At 36.8% G+C, this 20661-nt stretch carries 21 protein-coding genes; 2 read left to right on the top strand and 19 right to left on the bottom strand.

Annotated features, from left to right (window positions below; all coding sequences use genetic code 11):
• Nucleotides 1-8: 8 nt before the first annotated feature.
• Genes purH through purE form a run of 10 tightly spaced genes read right to left on the bottom strand, consistent with a single transcriptional unit; the run spans nucleotide 9 to nucleotide 9888 of the window.
• Entirely contained in the window at nucleotides 9-1487 is a 1479-nt protein-coding gene (gene purH / locus LAU42_RS04040; protein WP_224184410.1) for a bifunctional phosphoribosylaminoimidazolecarboxamide formyltransferase/IMP cyclohydrolase, read from the bottom strand.
• A gap of 11 nt (nucleotides 1488-1498) precedes the next feature.
• Nucleotides 1499-2065 carry a phosphoribosylglycinamide formyltransferase gene (purN, locus tag LAU42_RS04035; protein ID WP_224184409.1) on the bottom strand — a complete coding sequence of 189 codons (567 nt, stop codon included), beginning with the start codon at nucleotides 2063-2065 and terminating at the stop codon, nucleotides 1499-1501.
• A gap of 1 nt (nucleotide 2066) precedes the next feature.
• Nucleotides 2067-3089 carry a phosphoribosylformylglycinamidine cyclo-ligase gene (gene purM, locus LAU42_RS04030; RefSeq protein ID WP_224184408.1) on the bottom strand — a complete coding sequence of 341 codons (1023 nt, stop codon included), beginning with the start codon at nucleotides 3087-3089 and terminating at the stop codon, nucleotides 2067-2069.
• 2 nt (nucleotides 3090-3091) lie between these two features.
• Nucleotides 3092-4510, bottom strand: a complete 1419-nt coding sequence (purF, locus tag LAU42_RS04025) for an amidophosphoribosyltransferase (protein ID WP_224184407.1) — start codon at nucleotides 4508-4510, stop codon at nucleotides 3092-3094.
• Nucleotides 4489-6675, bottom strand: a complete 2187-nt coding sequence (gene purL / locus LAU42_RS04020) for a phosphoribosylformylglycinamidine synthase subunit PurL (RefSeq protein ID WP_224184406.1) — start codon at nucleotides 6673-6675, stop codon at nucleotides 4489-4491. Before purL ends, purF begins: the two co-directional genes overlap by 22 nt.
• Nucleotides 6676-6677: 2 nt before the next feature.
• Nucleotides 6678-7340 carry a phosphoribosylformylglycinamidine synthase subunit PurQ gene (gene purQ / locus LAU42_RS04015; protein ID WP_224184405.1) on the bottom strand — a complete coding sequence of 221 codons (663 nt, stop codon included), beginning with the start codon at nucleotides 7338-7340 and terminating at the stop codon, nucleotides 6678-6680.
• Complete coding sequence (gene purS, locus LAU42_RS04010) at nucleotides 7340-7600, bottom strand: phosphoribosylformylglycinamidine synthase subunit PurS (RefSeq protein ID WP_224184404.1); 261 nt, start codon at nucleotides 7598-7600, stop codon at nucleotides 7340-7342. The genes purQ and purS overlap by 1 nt, the downstream gene beginning before the upstream one ends.
• 2 nt (nucleotides 7601-7602) lie before the next feature.
• Entirely contained in the window at nucleotides 7603-8304 is a 702-nt protein-coding gene (gene purC / locus LAU42_RS04005) for a phosphoribosylaminoimidazolesuccinocarboxamide synthase (protein ID WP_224184403.1), read from the bottom strand.
• On the bottom strand, nucleotides 8301-9419 hold the full coding sequence (gene purK, locus LAU42_RS04000) for a 5-(carboxyamino)imidazole ribonucleotide synthase (protein WP_224184402.1): 1119 nt from the start codon (nucleotides 9417-9419) through the stop codon (nucleotides 8301-8303). The genes purC and purK overlap by 4 nt, the downstream gene beginning before the upstream one ends.
• Entirely contained in the window at nucleotides 9406-9888 is a 483-nt protein-coding gene (purE, locus tag LAU42_RS03995; RefSeq protein WP_224184401.1) for a 5-(carboxyamino)imidazole ribonucleotide mutase, read from the bottom strand. Before purE ends, purK begins: the two co-directional genes overlap by 14 nt.
• A gap of 204 nt (nucleotides 9889-10092) precedes the next feature.
• Here purE and folD point away from each other — a divergent pair, with 204 nt between their 5' ends.
• A complete protein-coding gene (gene folD / locus LAU42_RS03990) occupies nucleotides 10093-10941 on the top strand; it encodes a bifunctional methylenetetrahydrofolate dehydrogenase/methenyltetrahydrofolate cyclohydrolase FolD (protein WP_224184400.1) in 849 nt (282 codons plus the stop codon).
• Nucleotides 10942-11124: 183 nt separating this feature from the next.
• Here the strand turns inward: folD and LAU42_RS03985 are convergent, their stop codons facing one another.
• Together LAU42_RS03985 and LAU42_RS03980 are read right to left on the bottom strand one after the other, a co-directional pair.
• Nucleotides 11125-12015 carry a nuclease-related domain-containing protein gene (locus LAU42_RS03985; protein ID WP_224184399.1) on the bottom strand — a complete coding sequence of 297 codons (891 nt, stop codon included), beginning with the start codon at nucleotides 12013-12015 and terminating at the stop codon, nucleotides 11125-11127.
• Between the two features lie 249 nt (nucleotides 12016-12264).
• Nucleotides 12265-13407: a globin domain-containing protein gene (locus LAU42_RS03980; RefSeq protein ID WP_224184398.1), complete on the bottom strand. Its 1143-nt coding sequence runs from the start codon at nucleotides 13405-13407 to the stop codon at nucleotides 12265-12267.
• A 138-nt stretch (nucleotides 13408-13545) separates the two neighbouring features.
• On the opposite strand from LAU42_RS03980, the gene LAU42_RS03975 reads away from it, so the two are divergent.
• Nucleotides 13546-13956: an RrF2 family transcriptional regulator gene (locus tag LAU42_RS03975; RefSeq protein WP_224184397.1), complete on the top strand. Its 411-nt coding sequence runs from the start codon at nucleotides 13546-13548 to the stop codon at nucleotides 13954-13956.
• A gap of 143 nt (nucleotides 13957-14099) precedes the next feature.
• Here the strand turns inward: LAU42_RS03975 and LAU42_RS03970 are convergent, their stop codons facing one another.
• The 7 genes from LAU42_RS03970 to LAU42_RS03940 are packed head-to-tail and all read right to left on the bottom strand — an operon-like array spanning nucleotide 14100 to nucleotide 20661.
• Complete coding sequence (locus LAU42_RS03970) at nucleotides 14100-15239, bottom strand: aminotransferase class I/II-fold pyridoxal phosphate-dependent enzyme (protein WP_224184396.1); 1140 nt, start codon at nucleotides 15237-15239, stop codon at nucleotides 14100-14102.
• A 1-nt stretch (nucleotide 15240) separates the two neighbouring features.
• The gene (locus LAU42_RS03965; RefSeq protein ID WP_224184395.1) at nucleotides 15241-15864 is read right to left on the bottom strand and encodes an acetyltransferase; all 624 of its coding nucleotides are present in this window, start codon (nucleotides 15862-15864) and stop codon (nucleotides 15241-15243) included.
• On the bottom strand, nucleotides 15857-16459 hold the full coding sequence (locus LAU42_RS03960; protein WP_224184394.1) for a sugar transferase: 603 nt from the start codon (nucleotides 16457-16459) through the stop codon (nucleotides 15857-15859). The genes LAU42_RS03965 and LAU42_RS03960 overlap by 8 nt, the downstream gene beginning before the upstream one ends.
• Nucleotides 16460-16466: 7 nt before the next feature.
• Nucleotides 16467-17690, bottom strand: a complete 1224-nt coding sequence (locus LAU42_RS03955; protein ID WP_224184393.1) for a glycosyltransferase family 4 protein — start codon at nucleotides 17688-17690, stop codon at nucleotides 16467-16469.
• A gap of 2 nt (nucleotides 17691-17692) precedes the next feature.
• Nucleotides 17693-18406 (bottom strand): acyltransferase, encoded by a 714-nt coding sequence (locus tag LAU42_RS03950; RefSeq protein WP_224184392.1) that lies wholly within the window; start codon nucleotides 18404-18406, stop codon nucleotides 17693-17695.
• 56 nt (nucleotides 18407-18462) lie between these two features.
• Nucleotides 18463-19536, bottom strand: coding sequence for a non-hydrolyzing UDP-N-acetylglucosamine 2-epimerase (gene wecB, locus LAU42_RS03945; protein WP_224184391.1), 1074 nt, complete (start codon nucleotides 19534-19536; stop codon nucleotides 18463-18465).
• A 12-nt stretch (nucleotides 19537-19548) separates the two neighbouring features.
• A complete protein-coding gene (locus tag LAU42_RS03940) occupies nucleotides 19549-20661 on the bottom strand; it encodes a DegT/DnrJ/EryC1/StrS family aminotransferase (RefSeq protein WP_224184390.1) in 1113 nt (370 codons plus the stop codon).

The raw sequence follows: 20661 nt of genomic DNA, 5'->3' as shown, positions 1-20661 counted from the left end.
TTTCACTCCTAATGTTTAAAGTGTCTTACGTCTGTCATGACCATTGCAATACCGAATTCATTCGCTTTATCGATAGAGTCCTGGTCTTTAATAGAACCACCTGGCTGAACGATACATTTAATGCCTGCTGCATTCGCAGTTTCAACTGTATCAGACATCGGAAAGAAACCATCACTCGCAAGTACAACATTGTCGTTCATTTCAATCGCACGTTCAATGGCAATCTTCGCAGCACCAACACGGTTCATCTGACCTGCACCAATACCGACCGTCTGCTTATCATTTGCCAGAACGATTGCATTACTTTTTACGCTTTTAACGACTTTCCAGCCAAGCTCGATTGCATTCCATTGTGCTTCTGTCGGTTCAGTGTCCGTTACGACACGCATGTCTTTACGCGTTACGTTAAGTAAATCTTTATCCTGAACTAAGTAACCACCACTTACAGATACGAATTCTTCTTCATCTTTGTCCGTATCCATATCGATTTCAAGTAAACGAATGTTTTTCTTCGCTGTTAATACTTCAAGTGCTTCTGCGCTAAATTTCGGTGCGATAATTACTTCAAGGAAAATTGCATGCATTTTCTCTGCAGTCGCTTTGTCAACTTCACGATTCAATGCAACGATACCGCCGAATATGCTCTGACTATCCGCATCATATGCATTCTGGAATGCTTCGCTAATAGATTCACCAGTTCCAACGCCACATGGATTCATATGTTTTACTGCAACTGCAGCCGGAATATCAAACTGCTTCACTAATGTAAGTGTCGCATCCGCATCTTTAATATTGTTAAAGCTTAGCGGTTTACCGTGCAGTACACGTGCACCAGCTAACGTATTTGGTTTTGCGTCTGTTTTAATGAAACGCGCTTTCTGATGCGGGTTTTCCCCGTAACGAAGTGTTGATGTATTGTCGCTGAAGAAGTTTACGATTGCAGCATCATATTTGTTCGTATGCGTAAATACTTTAATCATTAATTGTTTACGGAATGCTTCGTCTAAAGTATCAGCTTTTAATTTTTCAATAACGACATCATAGTCACTTGGATCTACAACTGTAATTACATGTTTGAAGTTTTTCGCTGATGAACGTAACATTGTCGGCCCACCGATATCGATATTCTCGATGGCATCCATTTCAGTTACATCAGGATTCGCAACTGTTGCTTCAAATGGATATAAGTTTACAACGACGAGATCAAGCGGTGCAATACCGTGTGTTTCCATTGCTATAACGTGTTCTGGATTACTGCGGTCAGCTAATATACCACCGTGAATGTTCGGGTGTAATGTTTTAACACGTCCGTCCATAATTTCAGGGAACTGTGTTAAATCGCTCACCGATTTTACTGGAATGTTGTTCTCTTCCAGCGCTTTTTTCGTACCACCAGTTGAATAAAGTTCAAAGTCAAGTTCTGTTAAACTTTTGGCAAATGGGATAATACCTGTTTTATCTGACACACTTAATAATGCTTTTCTCATAAGTAGACTCCTTATCGAATAATTTTCTTAATAACGCGTGGGTATAATTCGTATTCTAAATTTTGAATACGGAGTTGCAATGTTTCCTCTGTATCTTCTTCGTAAATCGGACAACTCATCTGGTCAATAATTTTACCTGTATCCATACCACTATCAACGTAATGCACTGTCGCACCACTTACGCGGCAACCATAATCCAGCGCCTGCCCTACTGCATTCACACCAGGGAAACTCGGTAATATAGATGGATGAATGTTAATCATTTTACCTTCATATGCATCAAGCAACGTCTTACCAACAAGCTTCATATAGCCGGCAAGAATAATCCATTCCACACCGTCGTGCTTTAATTGTTCCAGTATCGCTGTTTCATATGCTGTTTTATCGTTAAATGTTTTTAGTTCAAATACGTGTACAGGCGTATCAAAACGACGTGCGCGTTCAATTGCGAACGCGCTACGTTTATCTGTATATAAGCCTGTCACTTCAATATGGTCCAGGAAGCCTGCCTGGATGTTCTCCATTATTTTCTCGTAATTTGAGCCATTACCTGAAGCAAATATCGCGACTTTAATCATATTACACACCTTTAATTTCGATTGCTTTATCGCCGCGTACGACACGACCGATTTCAAACACTTCTTCGTCTACAGCTGCGCGTACTTTTTCAACTTGATCAGCTGGCACGATAAATATAAAACCGATACCCATATTAAAGATATTGTACATTTCCATTTTGTCGATGTTACCTTTTTCCTGTAATAAGTCAAAAATGTTCTGACGTGGAATGTTTGTAACATCGATTTCAGGATATAAACCGTCCGTAACAAATACGCGCGGAACGTTTTCAATAAATCCGCCACCAGTTACGTGGCACATACCATGTACATCCGCTGCATTCAATATCGCTTTTGCGCTCTTAACGTATAGACGTGTTGGTTCTAATACGACATCTAGTAACGTTTTACCGTTTTCAAATTCAGCATTTAAATCTAAGTTATTATCTTTAATAATTTTACGCACTAAGCTGTAACCGTTAGAGTGAATACCGCTTGAAGCAAGTCCTAATATAACATCATCTTCTGCGATCTTTTCACCTGTAATATATTCATCTTTTTCAACAGCACCAACAGCAAATCCAGCGATATCGTAATCTCCTGAGTGATACATATCGCCCATTTCAGCTGTTTCGCCACCGATTAAAGCACATTCACTTTCAACACAACCATCTGCAACACCTTTTACAATTTGTTCAACGATGACTGGGTCTACTTTATTCAGCGCTAAATAATCAAGGAAGTATAATGGCATTGCACCTGTCGTTAAAATGTCATTCACGCACATTGCAACTGCATCAATCCCAATCGTATCATGACGATCGCTATCGATTGCTAAACGTAATTTCGTTCCAACTCCATCAGTACCTGACACGAGTACAGGTGCTTTCATGTTCAGCTGTGATAAGTCGAATGCCGCACCAAAACTACCGAGCCCTCCAAGCACTTCTTTGCGCATCGTTTTGTTTACGTGCTTTTTCATGCGTTCAACCGCTTCATACCCTGCGTGAATATCAACGCCGGATTGTTTATAACTTTCAGCCATAATTATACTCCCTTCTTTTTCTTTTCTTTTTCTTCCGGTAATACATGGTCTACAATCTCAATCGGATAATCACCTGTGAAGCATGCATTACATTCACCTTTAGAATCAAATGAACGGAATACTTCGTGCATCCCTTCAACGGATAAATATGTTAAAGAATCCACTTCAAGTTCTGCTTCAATGTCAGCAACGCTTTTGTTTGCTGCAATTAACTCGGCATGAGTTGATACATCGATACCGTAATAACATGGATGAATAAGTGGCGGACTTGAAATGGCCATATGCACTTCTTTCGCACCTGCTTGTTTTAATGTTTTTACGATAAATTTACTCGTCGTACCACGTACGATTGAGTCATCGATTACGACAACGCGCTTTCCTTCGATAACGTCGCGAATTGGTGAGTGTTTCATACGTACAGCACGTTCACGCATCTTCTGGTTTGGTGATATAAACGTTCTGCCGACGTATCGGTTTTTAATTAACCCCTGCTCATTCGGGATACCACTGGCAAGCGAGAATCCTTTTGCAGCTTGTAGTGAAGAATCCGGGACACCGATGACAACATCTGCTTCGATATTCATCTCTTCATATAACTTACGTCCTAAAGCTTTACGTACTTCATATAATGAGTGTTTACGGAATTCTGAGTCCGGACGTGCAAAGTATACATATTCCATAGAACACATATTTGACTGTGTATCTAATGTATATACGTCTTCAGCTAATCCTTCGTTTGATAATGTTAAAACTTCTCCCGGTTCAATATCACGAATATATTCAGCACCTACAGCAGTAAATGCACACGTTTCACTCGCAACACAATATGCTCCGTCAACTTTACCGAGCATGAGTGGGCGTACACCGTGAGAATCTCGCGCTACGAATAACTTTTCCGGATGCAGTACTAAAAACGAAAACGCACCCTTAATCTGATTTAACGATGCTTTTAAGTTGTTCAGTTTGTTGTCAGACTTTGCTTTTAATAACAAATGTCCAAGCACTTCAGAGTCACTTGAAGTCTGGAAGATCGCACCTTCAGACTCTAATGCACGTTTAATTTGTTCCGCATTCGTTAAGTTACCGTTATGCGCTAAACCGATATCCCCTTTAGAATGTTTGAATATAAAAGGCTGAACGTTTGAAAGTTCAGATGCACCCGTTGTTGCATAGCGCACATGACCGATTGCATGATTGAAGCTGTTTAGTGACTCAAGCTTTACTTGACTAATCGCTTCAGGTAATAATCCCATACCGCGCGCACCATAAATATTCTTCTCGTCAGAACATACGATACCAGCACCTTCCTGACCGCGGTGCTGTAATGAATGAAGTGCCATATAAGTGAGCTCTGCGGCATTTGGGTGACCCCAAATACCGAATACACCACACTCTTCGTTTAGACCTCTGATGTCATACATGCGTGAATTGCCCCTTTCCAAGCATCCGTTACATCATTCACGTCTAATGTAACTTCACCTTGGTTTGTAGATAATTTAAATGTATCAGTGCCGAATGTACCGACTGCTTTTGCACCTTCGATATTGATTTCTGCACCTTGTTTTGCAATGACAATATAGTTCCCCTGTGTTTCAGCAAACAGTTCTGCGTCACTTACATCAAGTTTCGCTTCAAGACCTGTGTTGAAGTATGCAGCGATTTGTGCAAGTTTCACAGCTGCGCCACCTTTACCGACAGCCTGAACGTGGCCAAGTTTACCTTCGACTACATGCTTACGAATCGCTTCACCGCGCGCGACTTCTTTATTTAAATCGATTGCAACGTCAGTGTGAGCGACTTCATTGAATAATAATTTTTCGATCTGGCTACCACCGAAATCTGGTTGAATATCGCCTACTAAGTAAATTGTATCGCCAATAGATGGTTTAAAATCTACTAAATAATCAACATCTTCAATTAAACCAACCATACCTACTACTGGTGTCGGGAAGATTGCTTCGCCTTTTGTTTCATTGTATAAACTTACGTTACCTGATACAACAGGTGTATTCAGCGCACCACAAGCTTCAGCCATACCGCGAGTTGAATCTGCTAACTGCTGATAAATTTCTGGTTTTTCAGGATTACCGTAGTTTAAGCAGTCCGTCATAGCAAGTGGTAAACTTCCGACAGATACTAAGTTACGGTATGCTTCTGCAACGACCATCTTACCGCCTTCGTACGGGTTGTTAAATACATAACGTGCTTCACCGTCAAGTGTTGCAGCGATTGCTTTATTCGTTCCTTCAACACGCGTTACACCAGCTGATAATCCTGGTTTTATAATTGTGTTCGCACCAACTTGCTGATCATATTGTGAATACGCCCAGTTTTTAGATGCCATTGTAGGATGTGATAATAATTTCATTAACGTATCTTTCGCATCGATATTTGAATAATCGTGGTTAACATCTTCAAACTGTGCTGCACGACCTTCTAATACGTATACCGGCGCTTCATCAGATAATGGTTGTACCGGAATATCTGCAAAAACTTCACCTTCGTACGTTAATACGAAACGATCAGTATTCGTTACTTCACCGATTACAGCACTATCTAATTCATAGTGATCAAATAAATCTAAGAATTTTTGTTCTGTACCTTTTTCAACAACAAGTAACATACGTTCCTGTGTTTCAGATAACATCATTTCATATGGAGAAATACCTGCTTCACGTGTTGGTACTTTTTCAAGTTGTAAATGAATACCGCTGCCACCTTTTGCAGCCATTTCAGAACTTGATGACGTAAGACCTGCAGCACCCATATCCTGGATACCAACAAGCTCAGGGAAAGTGATTGCTTTTAAAGTCGCTTCCATTAATTTCTTACCAACAAATGGGTCACCAATTTGAACTGATGGACGTTTAGATTCGCTTTCTTCACTTAACTCTTCAGATGCGAACGTTGCACCGTGAATACCGTCACGGCCTGTTTTAAGACCTACGTAAATGACAGAGTTCCCTTCACCTTTAGCAGTACCTTTTTGAATCTTATCGTGATCGATAATACCGACACACATCGCGTTAACAAGAGGGTTTCCTTCGTATTGACGGTCAAACTCGATTTCACCTGCAACTGTTGGAATTCCGATACAGTTACCATATCCGCCGATACCAGCAACAACCCCTTTAAATAAACGCTGGTTCTGCTTTTCAGTTAATTCACCGAAACGTAAGCTGTTAAGTAATTGAATTGGACGCGCACCAATAGATACGATATCACGAACGATACCGCCGACACCTGTTGCAGCTCCTTGGTATGGTTCAATTGCTGATGGGTGGTTATGTGATTCTACTTTGAATACAACCGCCTGGTTATCACCGATATCAACAACACCAGCGCCTTCACCAGGACCCATTAATACGCGCTCACCTATTGTCGGGAATTGCTTTAAGAAAGGTTTAGAATGTTTATATGAACAATGTTCACTCCACATTACAGAGAAGATACCAATTTCAGTATAGTTCGGCATACGCCCTAAAATTTCGACAACTTTGTCGTACTCTTTATCTGAAAGCCCCATATCCTGGTATAATTTATTCTCTTTAATTTCATTTGCAGTTGGTTCTAAAAACTTTACCATTATTATTTCCCCCAGCTTTCTAAAATTGATTCGAATAATTTCACACCATCATCTGTGCCAAGTAATGCTTCCATCGCACGTTCCGGGTGAGGCATCATACCGCATACGTTACCTTCTTTATTCACGATACCTGCGATATCTTCGATTGAGCCGTTTGGATTGTCATTATAAGTTAAGATAATTTGATTGTTTGCTTTAAGCTCTGCTAACGTTTCATCTGAGCAGTAGTAATTTCCTTCACCGTGTGCAATAGGATAAATAACTGTCTCATCTTTATCGTACTTATGCGTAAACTTCGTTTCGTTATTGACGATTTTAAGTGATTCGTTCTGACAAATAAACTGATGCTTCGTATTATGCATTAAAGCACCTGGTAATAATCCGATTTCAGTTAAAATCTGGAACCCATTACATACACCAAGAACTGGTTTACCTTCAGCAGCTAAACGCTTAACTTCAGGAACGATTGGCGCAACACGTGCCATCGCACCACAACGAAGATAGTCACCAAATGAGAATCCACCTGGGATTAACACGCCATCAAAACCTTCTAAAGATGTATTACGATAATCAACATATTCCGCTTCAAAACCAGTATTCAAAGCTGCATTGAACATATCGCGATCACAGTTTGAACCTGGGAATTCAATAACAGCAAATTTCATTATTTCGTCTCCTCATCTTCAACAATTTTATAGCTATATTCTTCAATTACAGTGTTTGCAAATAATTTTTCGCTTAATGTATTCACAACGTTTGCTACAGCTTCTTCACTTGCTTCGTCTACTGTCATGTATAACACTTTACCTACACGGATATCATTTACCTGTTTGTAACCAAGGTCATGTACTGCACGTGTTAAAGTTTGTCCTTGTGTATCTAATACTTGTGGTTGTAATGTGATGTGTAATTCGATTTTAGTCATGATTATAAAGCCTCCAGTTTATTATAAAATTTAGTATAAGTATCAATTAATGAACCTGTATCTTCTCTGTAAACATCTTTATCAAAGTTTTCTTTCGTATCTTTATCCCAGATGCGGCAAGTGTCCGGTGAAATCTCATCTGCAAGCAGGATGTTACCATCTTTATCCTTACCAAATTCAATTTTGAAATCAATCAACTGTAAATTCATTTCATCCATAATCTTAACAAGCGTATCATTGACGATTAATGCCTGACGTTTCAGTTCAGCGATATCATTATCATCTGCAATGCCAAGTAACTTTACGTGGTCATCTGTAATAATTGGATCGTTTAAAGCATCTTCTTTATAGTAAAACTCTAAAAGTGGTGATTTGAACTGCTCACCTTTTTTAAAACCTAAACGTTTAACAATTGAACCTGCTGCATAATTTCTTACGACAACTTCAAGCGGGATAATCGTTACTTGTTTTACGAGCTGCTCAGTGTCACTCAGCTTCTTAATGAAGTGAGATTCCACACCTTCGCGTGCTAAACGTTCGAAGAAATAACTCGTAATTAAGTTGTTCAGACGTCCCTTACCTTCCATTGCATCTTTCTTAGCACCATTACCTGCTGTTACTTCATCCTTGTATTCGATGCGGAACACATTGTCCTCATCTGTACTGAATACACGCTTTGCTTTTCCTTCATACACTAAACTCATCTCATCAGCTCCTCATATATAGGATAATATGTATCCGTGTTATCGTCTAACAAAAGGGTAATATGACCCATCTTTCTATTTTCTTTTCTCGTAGCTTTACCGTAAACGTGGACGTGCCACTCCGGATGTTCCGGGAATAGATGTTCCATTAAATCAAGATCCTGACCGAGTAAATTATACATTACGGCTTCGCTATGCAGACGAATTGATTTTGGTAAAGTAAATCCAAGCACGGATAAAACATGCGTATCAAACTGTGAGTAGTCACACGCCTCAATCGAATAATGCCCTGAGTTGTGTGGACGTGGTGCAATTTCATTAACATATAACTTACCAGCTTTATCGATAAAGAATTCGACTGTGAAAGTACCAACGAAATGAATTTTGCTTAAAATCTTCTCTACTTCACTTATGGCCGCTTCTGTATACGCATGAGATTTACGGACAGTCGTACTGAATAGAATCTGGTTACGGTGTACATTTTCCTGAACCGGGAAATATACAACTTCACCTTGTAAGTTACGACTTGCAGTAATCGAAATCTCTCTATCCAGTTCAATGCGTTTCTCTGCAACGAGTACATTATCTTCAGCCATTTTGTATGCCTCATCCAGGTGACTTTCGTCTGTAACAACGAGCTGACCTTTACCGTCATAACCACCGAATACCGTTTTGAGGACAATCGGTAAACCGATTTCACGAATCGCACGATCAACATCTTCACGACATTCAACGCGTAAGTAAGGGACTACAACAGCACCGCTTTGTGCAATCGCCTCTTTCTCACTTAAACGGTTCTGCAAAATATTCACTGTCTCATACCCTTGAGGTACATGATTCTCTTCTGCTATCACCTTAAGTGCTTCAGCGTTAATATTCTCAAATTCATACGTAATGACATCGCTATGATTACTTAATTCCTTCAGTCCATCGATATCATTGTATGGCGCATGTACGAAGTGATGTGCAACGTAACGGGCCGGACATGTATCATCCGGATCCAGAATCGCAACTTTATATCCCATACGCTGTGCTGACTGTGCCATCATCTTACCAAGCTGACCGCCACCAACGATACCAATTGTGCTACCGAGCGGAAACTTATTTAAGGTCACTTTGCATCGCCTCAACTTTCTTCACTAAAGATGCTTCGTAATCATCCAGTTTCTGAATAAGTGTCTCATCCTTTAAACTCATCATACGCGCTGCAAGAATACCGGCATTTTTCGCCCCTGCTTTACCGATAGCAGTCGTTGCTACAGGAATACCACCTGGCATCTGTACAATCGAAAGCAGTGAATCCATACCTTTTAATGCTTTAGACTCAATCGGCACACCGATCACCGGAACTGAAGTCATCGAAGCAACCATCCCTGGTAAGTGTGCAGCACCACCAGCACCTGCGATAATAATATCAATGCCTTTCTCTCGTGCAGACTTCGCGAAATCAACCATCTCTAGTGGCGTACGATGCGCTGAAACAACACTTGCTTCGTGTTCGATACCAAACGCTTCAAGCATTGCAACCGCTTCCTTCATCGTATCCCAATCCGATGATGAACCCATAATTACTGCTACTGTCACTCATATCACCCTTTATTATTATTTGAAAATACTGTTCAATTCAGTGTATATTACATATATAGCATAACAATGACACGTGTTTTTTTCAACGCAAAAAACGAACAATCACGAATTTTTTTCGATGTTTTTAATTTTTTGTTCGTATTTCTCTATTGTTTACTGCTATAATAATATTAAACGTTCGAATAAATGGAGGGAACTGGAATGGCAGCAAAAGTATTAGACGGAAAGAAAATTGCAGCAGACTATCGTGCAAACCTTGCACAGGAAGTAGAACAGTTAAAGGCACAAGGGGTAACGCCAAACTTAACTGTTATTTTAGTAGGTAACGACGGTGCGAGTCAGAGTTACGTTAACAACAAGAAGAAATCTGCTGAAAAAATTGGAATGTCTTCAAGCATCATTCACTTAGATGAAAGTACAAGTGAAGCGGCATTACTTGATGAAATTGAGAAATTAAATCAAGACGCAAACGTTCATGGTATTTTAGTACAAGTACCACTACCGAAACAAATCGATGAAACAAAAGTATTAGAGAAGATCGCACCAGAAAAAGACGTTGACGGCTTTAACCCGATTAACATTGGACGCTTATACGCAGGTGTTGAAACATATATTCCATGTACACCACTTGGTATTATGGAAATTTTAAAACATGCAGATATCGATTTAGAAGGAAAAGATGTTGCAGTTATCGGAAGAAGTCATATCGTTGGGCAGCCTGTAGCGAAGTTATTAACAGATGCAAACGCGACTGTTACATTATTACACTCTCGCAGTAAAGATATGGGAGACGTATTAAAACGCTCAGACGTTATCGTATCGGCTGTAGGTAAACCAGGACTTGTTACGAAAGATGTAGTAAAAGAAGGCGCAGTAATCGTAGACGTAGGAAACACTGTCGTTGACGGTAAGTTAACTGGAGACGTTGTATACGATGAAGTATCTGAAGTAGCAAGCGCAATTACACCTGTACCAGGCGGTGTAGGACCTTTAACTATCACTATGGTATTAAATAATACATTACTTGCCGCGAAACGTGCGCAGAAGTAATGCTTTGTAAGACACTCAACTGAAGTTGGGTGTCTTTTTTGTTGGTGCTCACAAGTTATCGGGCCACTATTCAATATGGTAATATTTTAGTACATTTTTGAGCGCCAATATTACTTAATAAATCAGAAATGGCACTGAAAATGGCATTCAAATCATTTTTCAGTGCCATTTTCAGTCCCATTTCTACTGCTTTTCATAGTAAGTACCTCGATTAATCCCTTTTTTTATATAATGATTGCTCAAAATTCTCTGTAATGTACGGTTCGGCATGCCTAGATGCCGATTCAGATCACATTTACGAATGCTTTTCACTCGAAACACCTGTAACATTCGGTACACTATATCAACCGCTTCACGATTACTCACCGTATGCCCACATCGACAGCGATACTTATGACCCTTAGCATCACGACTCATCCCAACACGACGACACTTTGGACAACGTACACCAGTTCTTACATTTTCAATATCATAATCATCAATATTATAAAACTTCGAATCATCACCATGATGCGCAATCAACGTATCACACAACCTCATCATAGCGTCACTTATACCAGCATTCCCTTTTAAATATTCCACAACACGCCCAAGATCATAATAGAATAAAATATACTTATCCGTGTCACCAATTAATTGAAACGATTCGTTCATAAATACGACGCGACTAGCCACTTTATAATGAAAACCGTGATGCAGTAAAAACTGATTCAGCCCCGCCTCACTCCCTGTAAGCTGCAACATAAGCTTTTTATTTACTCGACCATTCGCACCTTTAAACAAACCATCCTTATGTTCATATACACCACTATAATTTTTCACATCAAAATGAAACACATATTGCCCAGCTATCACTAAAAAATCAAACTGTGCACTATAGTCCTCAAGATAAATATCCCATAGTATTAAAACACCCTCTACATCACGCATCACATCCAGAAACTTACGTTCACCCTCAAGCCCAGACAAATAACGCATCAGTACATCATAATCTTTCTTCGACAAATTAACGCGTCCAAGTAATTCATATAGCAACAACACCTTATCATTCGTTTCATGATATTTCGCTATCATATGTCACCTCACAGACAACATACTAACAATCATGAAATCTGTCAAAAACTCATTTTTCAAAAATTACACGTCAAAATAACCTGAAATAAATCAGAAATTAAAAAATGCTCTGCTATTTTTAAAAAACTGCAGAAATTTCATACAGTTTTTTAAAAATCGTATAAAATAAAAATAATGAACTAAGGAGAAGAAAGATGAAAAAATAAAGCACAGCTAACGCTGTGCTTTATTAGTTCAATTTACCAGATATTAAACTGTAATACTCATCTTTGGACCGAATGGCTCAAAGTGAACGTGGCTTCTATCAATTCCCATGTCATTAAAGATTTCTAGCATACCTTCCATAAATGCAACCGATCCACACATATAGATTTCTTCATTACCACTTATAATCTTACTTAACTTCTCTTTATTTAAACGACCTGCAGTTTCAGAATAGTTAAAGTAAAAATGAACATTCTCGTGATTATGCAGCTTTTTAATCTCATCTTTAAACGGTACAGCATCACGATTATAAGCTGAATGGATAAACTTAATGTTACGCGTATCGACTTCAGCTTGTAACATACTCATTAGCGGTGTCATACCTACTCCACCACTGATTAATACGATATCCTTATTATCTGTCTCAACTAAAAACTCACCCGCTGGCGCTGATAACAATAACTCATCGCCCACTTTCACACTATCATGCAAGTAGTTTGACACCATACCTTTTGCATCCCCTGCAACATCACGCTTAACCGCAAACTTTAACCCGCGTGACGTATCTACAGAACAAATAGAATAATGACGTAACGCATCATTATCTTCACCTTCCGGATGAACTTTAACCGTAATATATTGACCAGCTTTTACCGGCTTTAATTCAACAACATCACTCTTAACCGTGAATGATTTAATATCAGGAGACTCATCCTTAATATCCACAACTTTAAATGACACGAAATCCTGCCAGTCCGCTTCATCATACAGTGCCGCTTCCATCTTAATAAACACATCTGCAATGACACCGTACGTCTTCGTCCACGCATCAACAATCTCAGGTGTCGCAGCATCACCTAACACATGCTGGATTGCCCAAATTAAATTTTCTCCAACAATCGGATAATGCTCAGGTTTAATTTCTAACGCTCTATGTTTATGGGCAATTTGATTGACGTTCGGAATAATCGCTTCTAAATGATCAATATGTTTCGCAGCCGCAATAACCGTTTGAGCAAGTGCTGTTTGCTGACGTCCTAATTTCTGATTCGTCTTATTAAACACATTTAAAAGCTCTGGATGCTGTTCAAACATATGTTTATAAAATGCAGACGTAATCTCTGTACCATGCTCCTCTAATACCGGAATCGTAGCTTTTACAATATTTTTTGTTTCTTCAGTTAACATAATTGTTCCCCCTATTGAAAGATATATTATAAATACACCTTTAATATACACTTCTTTCATAAAATATACAAATCATTTATATAATAAATCATTCAATCATTAAAGAATGTGATATAATGAACATAAGGAGAGATGACCATGAAACTGACACTTTACTCAGATTATTCATTGCGTGTTTTAATGTATATCGCGCGTAAAGATGAGCGCGTACAAATTGAAGAGATTGCGAAGTTTTACGGGATTTCTAAAAATCATCTTACGAAAGTCGTGAATAATCTTGCGACGCTTGGATATATAGAAACGACACGTGGCCGTGGCGGTGGGATGAAGATTAAGATTCAGCCAGAGGATATTAATATCGGGAAATTAATACGTAAAACTGAAGAGACATTGACTATTGTAGAATGCTTCGATCGCGAGACGAATACTTGTCCGATAGCAGGAATGTGCGGTTTACAAGGTGTGTTAGGAGAAGCTCTTGCTGCATATATGGCGGTGCTTGATAAGTACACACTGGAAGATGTATTGTTTCAGAAGATAACATTATAATTGAATCCGAGCACAAGGGTGCTCGGGTTTTTAATTAGTAAAATAAAAAATAAATGACTGCTATAAAAAGCATGATGATAATTTTGATTATAAGTCGCAAAAAATCACCCCTTGATATATATCGAGGGGTGATTCATAAAATATTAACCGATGATAAATGTTTTAATATATTCAATTACCTTATTCTGAACATCTTTAGTCATCTTAGTATCTGAAGGTAAACATATACCATTCTCAAATAAGAATTTAGATACATCTTGTTGCTCATCCTGAATAAAATCCTTGCCTTCAAATAATGGTTGTAAATGCATTGGTTTCCATACAGGTCGTGCTTCAATATTAAACTGGGCTAAATGCTCAATGATTTCAACTGAAGTTTTTCCTACCTTCTCACTATCAACAATAATCGTAGATAACCAGCGATTACTAAAACTATCTTTTAACTCTTCCATAAATGAAATACCTTCAATATCTTTTAAATCTTCAACATATCGATTAAAAATCTCACGTTTTTTCTCAACACGATCATTTAATACTTCCATCTGACCACGACCAATTCCAGCTGAGATATTACTTAATCGATAGTTATAACCAACTTCACTATGTTGATAATGAAGCGCATTATCTCTTGCTTGTGTTGCTTTCTTTAAAGCATGATTAATCGCTTCTTCGTCGTCAGAGATAATCATACCTCCGCCTGACGTCGTAATAATTTTATTACCGTTAAATGAGAATATACCAAACTTACCGAAAGTTCCACTCATCTTGCCATGATACTTACTTCCTAATGATTCAGCTGCATCTTCAATAACTGGTACATTATATTCATTACAAATAGCCATTAATTCATCCATCTTCGCTGATTGACCATACAAGTTTACAATCATAACTGCTTTAGGTAATTTATCCATTGCAGCATATTTCTCAAATGCTTTACGTAAAGCATAAGGTGACATATTCCAGCTTTCTAAATCAGAGTCAATAAAAACTGGTTCCGCACCTAAGTACATAATTGGGTTAGCTGTTGCAATAAAAGTTAGAGACGAACAAAAAACGATATCTCCTGGCCCTACACCTAGCAGATCAAGTGCTAAGTGAAGTCCACCGGTACCACTAGAAAGTGCACAAGCAGCTTTCGTACCTGTATAAGATTTCACTGCATTCTCAAATTGTGTCACATTCTCACCAAGTGGTGCAATCCAATTTGTATCAAATGCTTCTTTTATATACTTTTCTTCTGTTCCACCCATGTGTGGGCTTGATAGAAATACTCGTTCTTCCATGTTATTCGCTCCTTTTAATTATGCGTGCTGGATTACCAACAGCAGTTACATTGCTTTCTATGTCTTTTATTATGACACTACCAGCTCCAATAATGCAACGTGCTCCAATATTTATATTAGGTATAACGACACTACCTGATCCGACATGAGTATAATCTCCTACAGTAACTGTACCTGATAAGACTGCACCTGGAGAAATATGAGTATAATCTCCAATTTCATTGTCATGTTCAACAATTGCACCACTATTAATTATTGAATGTTTTCCAATTACTGCATCTGCATTTATCACTGCATTCGGCATTACAACTGTGCCTATACCTATTGTTGCAGTTGGAGAAATTACAGCAGACGGATCTACTATTGTTATAAAATTGCTATCTGATAAACGAAACTGATTAACTAGTTTATCTCTTACATGATTATTACCAATTGCAATAATAAATTGCGTATTTTTATAATCATTTAAATTATTCATAGTATCATAAATAACATTAGATTCTATATACTTATTCTCTATTTTTTCATCTAAAATAGCATATAACTCTACTTTATCTATTCTCTTAATAATGTCTCTTAAAACCTTAGCATGCCCACCATTACCAAGTAAAGTTACTTTAAGCATTACTTGGAGTTCCTTTAAATTTCTCCGCAGTAACAGAACCTTCCTGATTAATACCTTCACTCTTAAATACTTTAATTACAGTAAGATAAAGTATATACATATCTAGCATAAATGATTGATTATCAACATACCAAACATCTAATTTAAACTTTTCTTCCCATGATAGTGCATTACGTCCATTAACTTGTGCCCATCCTGTTATACCTGGTTTAACATCTAAACGACGACGTTGTTCATCATTATATAAATCATTATACTCCATTAGTAATGGCCTAGGTCCGACTAATGAGATGTCACCTTTAATTACATTAATAAGTTGAGGTAGCTCATCTAAACTATAATTACGTAAGAATTTACCCGTTTCAGTTAATCGATCTGCATCCGGAAGTAGTTTACCATTCTCATCAGTTTCATTCGTCATCGTACGAAACTTATAAACCTGAAATGGTTTACCATATTGTCCTGGTCGTGTTTGCGTAAATAAGATTGGCGATCCAATCTTTTTCTTTACAACAATAGCTGTACCGATAACAATTGGAGATACAACAATTAGTCCTAAAGTAGCTGCTGAAAAATCAAAAATTCTTTTCATCATAATAACCTCATTTTTTCTTATCTTGGATAGCACTATTAATTATTATCTGAGAATTTTTTTCCCAATTATGATTTTCTTTAACAAAATTATAGCCATTATCACCCAAAGATTCCAAGTCATATTTGTTAATATTGTTTAATAAATCCACCAACTCATTTTTAAAATCTTTTTTAAATACGAAACCACCATCTGCTTGTTGCAAAGGAGAGTCTTCAATATCACATAATAAAATTACAGGTAGTTTATTTGACATATAATCAAATAATTTATTTGGACTTATCCCCCATTTAAAAACTGGGGAATGTTTTAATGGCAGTAAACCAACACTACTTTTCTGTAAAATTGTAGGAATTAAATCTTTATTTACAGGATCAGCAAAATAAACATTTTCAATTTTTTCATTTAGTTTCCTTTGAATAAGTTTTTCTTTATTTGGCCCATCACCAATAAAAAGAAATTGAGTATTAGTTTTGATTTCTTTAGCAGCATCTAATACTACATCTAAATTATTAGCTAAACCATGTGTTCCTGTATAAACAATAATATTATTACCATTATTTTCATTGAAATAATTTTCTAATTCATATGGTAATGAACTGTTACTTGTTTCTAAACGATTCATATCAATACCATTAGGTATATACAAGACTTTTTCTTCATTAATCCCTTTAGATACAACATAGTTTTTTGCATTTTCAAATAATACTATAATTCTATCAGCTTTTTTATACAAATATTTTTCAAGTTTATACAGCAAAAAAATAACTGGATTTTTTTCTGTAACTTTACCTAAATCAATTAATGATTGAGGCCATAAGTCTCTTTCTTCAAAATAAAACAAAGATTTTTTCTTTTTAGATACAATATAACCTAAATAAGCAGCCAATGGATGGACTAAACTTCCAATAACTAAATCAGGATTTCCATTTACTAACTTTGAGACTTTTTTTGCATTCTTAAAGTAAGATAACATATTTAATACACGATTATAATCATTTCCTTTATATGGATGTGTTTTTATCCATATAAATTCAACTCCATCATGTATTTCACTTTTATATAATTCTTTATTAAATAAATGTTTTTCTTTTCTAGTTTGATGATCGAATGAAGATGCAAATATTTTAACTTTATGCCCTTTTTTCACTAAATATTTAGATAAATCATAATGTCTTGTACCTCCACCCGAATTTGGTCCAATTGCATAATGATTGAAAATCCAAATCTCCATAACTACAACTCCTGATTTCTTAACAATTGTGATTCTGGAACTTTTCTAATCTCTTTTGCAGGTGTACCTACAACTAAAGATTCTTTCTCAACATCTTTAGAAACAATGCTTCCGGCAGCTACAGTCCCATCTTCATTTATTACCTTACCAGGTAAGATTGTAGAGTTAGCTCCAATTCTTCCACCAGTTTTTACTGTTACACCTTTAAAATGATTATATCTTTCCTTATCGCGTGCTAAATAGTTATCGTTTGTAGTTACAACGCAAGGAGCAATAAATACAAAATCCTCAATAGTAGAATAAGCTGTAATATAGCAATTCGTTTCTAATTTACATTTCTTACCGACAATACAATCATTTTCAACTGCAACTCCACGTCCAACAATTGTTCCTTCTCCAATTTCGACTCTTTCACGAACTGTGGCTAAATCAGCTACAAATACATCATCAGCTATTTTTGCATTAACATAAATAATAGCAGACGTTCCAATCGTCACACCATTACCAATTTCACAAGGAGGTAATTCTTTTATCTCTGGTAAAATTGAAGATTTTGCTCTTGTAGGCGTCTTACCAATAACTGCATTGTCCATAATAATAACATTAGATCCAATTTTTGTATTATCATAAATAACCACATTGTTTCCAATAATAATATTTTCACCAAACTCTACATTTTTACCAATAACAACATTATTTCCTTTTTGAATTGTCATATATATCACTCCTATAATATATGTACTTAACAAAAGCCAGTCGTTAAACTGGCTTTTTATTTTATAAATTTTTCTTCAATAATTCTAACAATTTCATCAGCTGCAGACCCATCTCCATATGCGTCATAAATATCTTCGCCAGTATTAATATTATCTAGCGCAATAGATAAATCTTCATTTAAAGGATTTAAAAGTTTATTCCATCCTAAATCAATGGTTTCTGTCCATTCAGTTTGATCTCTCAAAGTGATACATGGCACTTTAGAAAAATATGCTTCTTTTTGAACTCCACCGGAATCTGTAACAATTGCATAGGCATTCTTTTCAAGTAAAAGCATTTCTAGATAAGATATAGGTTCTACAATTTTAATATTGCTTGATGCATCAACAATATCATTAATACCATATTCATTTATCAATTTCTTAGTTCTTGGATGTAATGGTAAGTAGACAATTTTATCTAATTTTGCAAACGATTTTAATATTGCTGTTAATTTATTAACGTCATTCGTATTTTCAGCTCTATGAATTGTACCTAATATATACTGTTTTGGAGTTAATCCATAATCAGAAAGGTTATATCGTTCTTCTGCTAATTGTGCGTTATAAAGTACTGCATCCATCATAACATCACCAACATTATAAATGCCCTCTGTTATACCTTCTCTATGAAGATTTTGCATTGCAATATTGCTAGGAATAAATAATAAATCTGAAAGATTGTCTGTCAATATTCTGTTTTGTTCTTCTGGCATAGCTTTATTATAGCTTCGTAAACCAGCTTCAATGTGAATTAATGGAATCAATCTTTTAGCTGCCACTATCGCCCCTGCTAATGTTGAATTTGTATCTCCATATACTAAAACAACATCTGGTTTTTCGATATCAAAAACTTCTTCTAATTTTATCATCATTTCACCAGTTTGTTTTCCATGAGATCCTGAACCGACTCCTAAATCGTAATCTGGTTTTGGAATTTTCAACTCATCAAAGAACACACCGGCCATATTGTAATCATAGTGCTGACCAGTATTAACTAGTACTTCCGTAAACTTTTCTCTTAATTTCCTTGATACAGCACCTATTTTAACTAACTGAGGTCTAGTACCTGCTACCGTTAAAATTTTCATTTTATTTAACACCTACTTATTGTAGAATTCAACAATTTTTTCAATTACATATTCTTGTTGTTCTCTCTTCAATTCTGGCCACATTGGTAATGATAATGCTTCCTTCGTTGCTTTTTCAGTTTCAGGGAAGTCTCCTTCTTTGTATCCTAACTCTTTAAATACTGGTTGTAAATGTAGTGGCATTGGATAATAAATCATTGATGCTATATCATTTTCTTTTAAAAATTGTTGTAACTCATCACGACGCTCAACTCGAAGTGTATATTGATGATACACATGGTGGTATCCTTCAACTTCTGTTGGTGTAGTAACATATTCTGATACTTTTTCGTTTAATTGATCAGTATAAAACTTAGCTCTTTCTCTTCGTGCTTCACTATATTCTTTTAAATGCGGGAATTTAACATTTAAAATCGCAGCTTGTAACTCATCCAAACGACTATTATAGCCAAGTACATGATGATAATACTTTGGTTTAGAACCATGTACACGGATTACTCTAGCTTTTTCAGCAAGTTTGTCATCATTAGTAACAAGCATACCACCGTCACCATATGCACCTAAGTTTTTAGTAGGGAAGAAAGAATATGTTGCAGCAGTTCCTAACTCACCTACTTGTTTACCGTTGATTGATGCGCCAATAGCTTGTGCTGCATCTTCAACTACAACTAAGTTATGCTTTTTAGCAATTTCCATAATCGCTTCCATATCTGCCATATGACCATATAAGTGTACCGGAATAATTGCTTTAGTTTTTTCAGTTATTGCTGCTTCGATCTTTGAAGGATCAATATTAAAAGTAACAGGATCAATATCAACATATACTGGAGTAGCATTCGCTCTTGCAATAGCACCACCAGTAGCAAAGAATGTAAATGGAGTTGTAATAACTTCATCTCCTGCTTCAATTCCAGCTGCCTGCAATGCAATGTGGATAGCGTCTGAGCCATTTCCAACACCGATACCATGTTTACAATTGCTAGAGTTTGCCACATCAGCTTCTAAAGTTTTTACATTTTGCCCTAAAATAAAACTTGAAGATGACATAACCTCGTCAAGCTTTTGAATAACTTCATCTTTAATACCTTGATATTGTTCACCTAAATCTAACATTTGCACTTTCAT

It is taken from the genome of Macrococcus armenti (assembly GCF_020097135.1).
In the GTDB taxonomy this organism is placed as follows: Bacteria; Bacillota; Bacilli; order Staphylococcales; family Staphylococcaceae; genus Macrococcoides; species Macrococcoides armenti.
The sequence above is the reverse complement of the archived record's forward strand: the minus strand, read 5'-3'. Positions and strand labels throughout refer to the sequence as shown.

Bases quoted from the DNA above. Each gene is read 5' to 3' on its own strand.
- purF (WP_224184407.1), bottom strand. From the start codon at position 4,510: ATGTATGACATCAGAGGTCTAAACGAAGAGTGTGGTGTATTCGGTATT.
- LAU42_RS03980 (WP_224184398.1), bottom strand. From the start codon at position 13,407: ATGTTAACTGAAGAAACAAAAAATATTGTAAAAGCTACGATTCCGGTA.
- purS (WP_224184404.1), bottom strand. From the start codon at position 7,600: ATGACTAAAATCGAATTACACATCACATTACAACCACAAGTATTAGAT.
- purH (WP_224184410.1), bottom strand. From the start codon at position 1,487: ATGAGAAAAGCATTATTAAGTGTGTCAGATAAAACAGGTATTATCCCA.
- folD (WP_224184400.1), top strand. From the start codon at position 10,093: ATGGCAGCAAAAGTATTAGACGGAAAGAAAATTGCAGCAGACTATCGT.
- LAU42_RS03965 (WP_224184395.1), bottom strand. From the start codon at position 15,864: ATGCTTAAAGTAACTTTACTTGGTAATGGTGGGCATGCTAAGGTTTTA.
- LAU42_RS03970 (WP_224184396.1), bottom strand. From the start codon at position 15,239: ATGGAAGAACGAGTATTTCTATCAAGCCCACACATGGGTGGAACAGAA.
- LAU42_RS03940 (WP_224184390.1), bottom strand. From the start codon at position 20,661: ATGAAAGTGCAAATGTTAGATTTAGGTGAACAATATCAAGGTATTAAA.
- purM (WP_224184408.1), bottom strand. From the start codon at position 3,089: ATGGCTGAAAGTTATAAACAATCCGGCGTTGATATTCACGCAGGGTAT.
- wecB (WP_224184391.1), bottom strand. From the start codon at position 19,536: ATGAAAATTTTAACGGTAGCAGGTACTAGACCTCAGTTAGTTAAAATA.
- LAU42_RS03975 (WP_224184397.1), top strand. From the start codon at position 13,546: ATGAAACTGACACTTTACTCAGATTATTCATTGCGTGTTTTAATGTAT.
- purL (WP_224184406.1), bottom strand. From the start codon at position 6,675: ATGGTAAAGTTTTTAGAACCAACTGCAAATGAAATTAAAGAGAATAAA.
- purN (WP_224184409.1), bottom strand. From the start codon at position 2,065: ATGATTAAAGTCGCGATATTTGCTTCAGGTAATGGCTCAAATTACGAG.
- purQ (WP_224184405.1), bottom strand. From the start codon at position 7,340: ATGAAATTTGCTGTTATTGAATTCCCAGGTTCAAACTGTGATCGCGAT.
- LAU42_RS03950 (WP_224184392.1), bottom strand. From the start codon at position 18,406: ATGACAATTCAAAAAGGAAATAATGTTGTTATTGGTAAAAATGTAGAG.
- LAU42_RS03960 (WP_224184394.1), bottom strand. From the start codon at position 16,459: ATGATGAAAAGAATTTTTGATTTTTCAGCAGCTACTTTAGGACTAATT.
- purC (WP_224184403.1), bottom strand. From the start codon at position 8,304: ATGAGTTTAGTGTATGAAGGAAAAGCAAAGCGTGTATTCAGTACAGAT.
- LAU42_RS03985 (WP_224184399.1), bottom strand. From the start codon at position 12,015: ATGATAGCGAAATATCATGAAACGAATGATAAGGTGTTGTTGCTATAT.
- LAU42_RS03955 (WP_224184393.1), bottom strand. From the start codon at position 17,690: ATGGAGATTTGGATTTTCAATCATTATGCAATTGGACCAAATTCGGGT.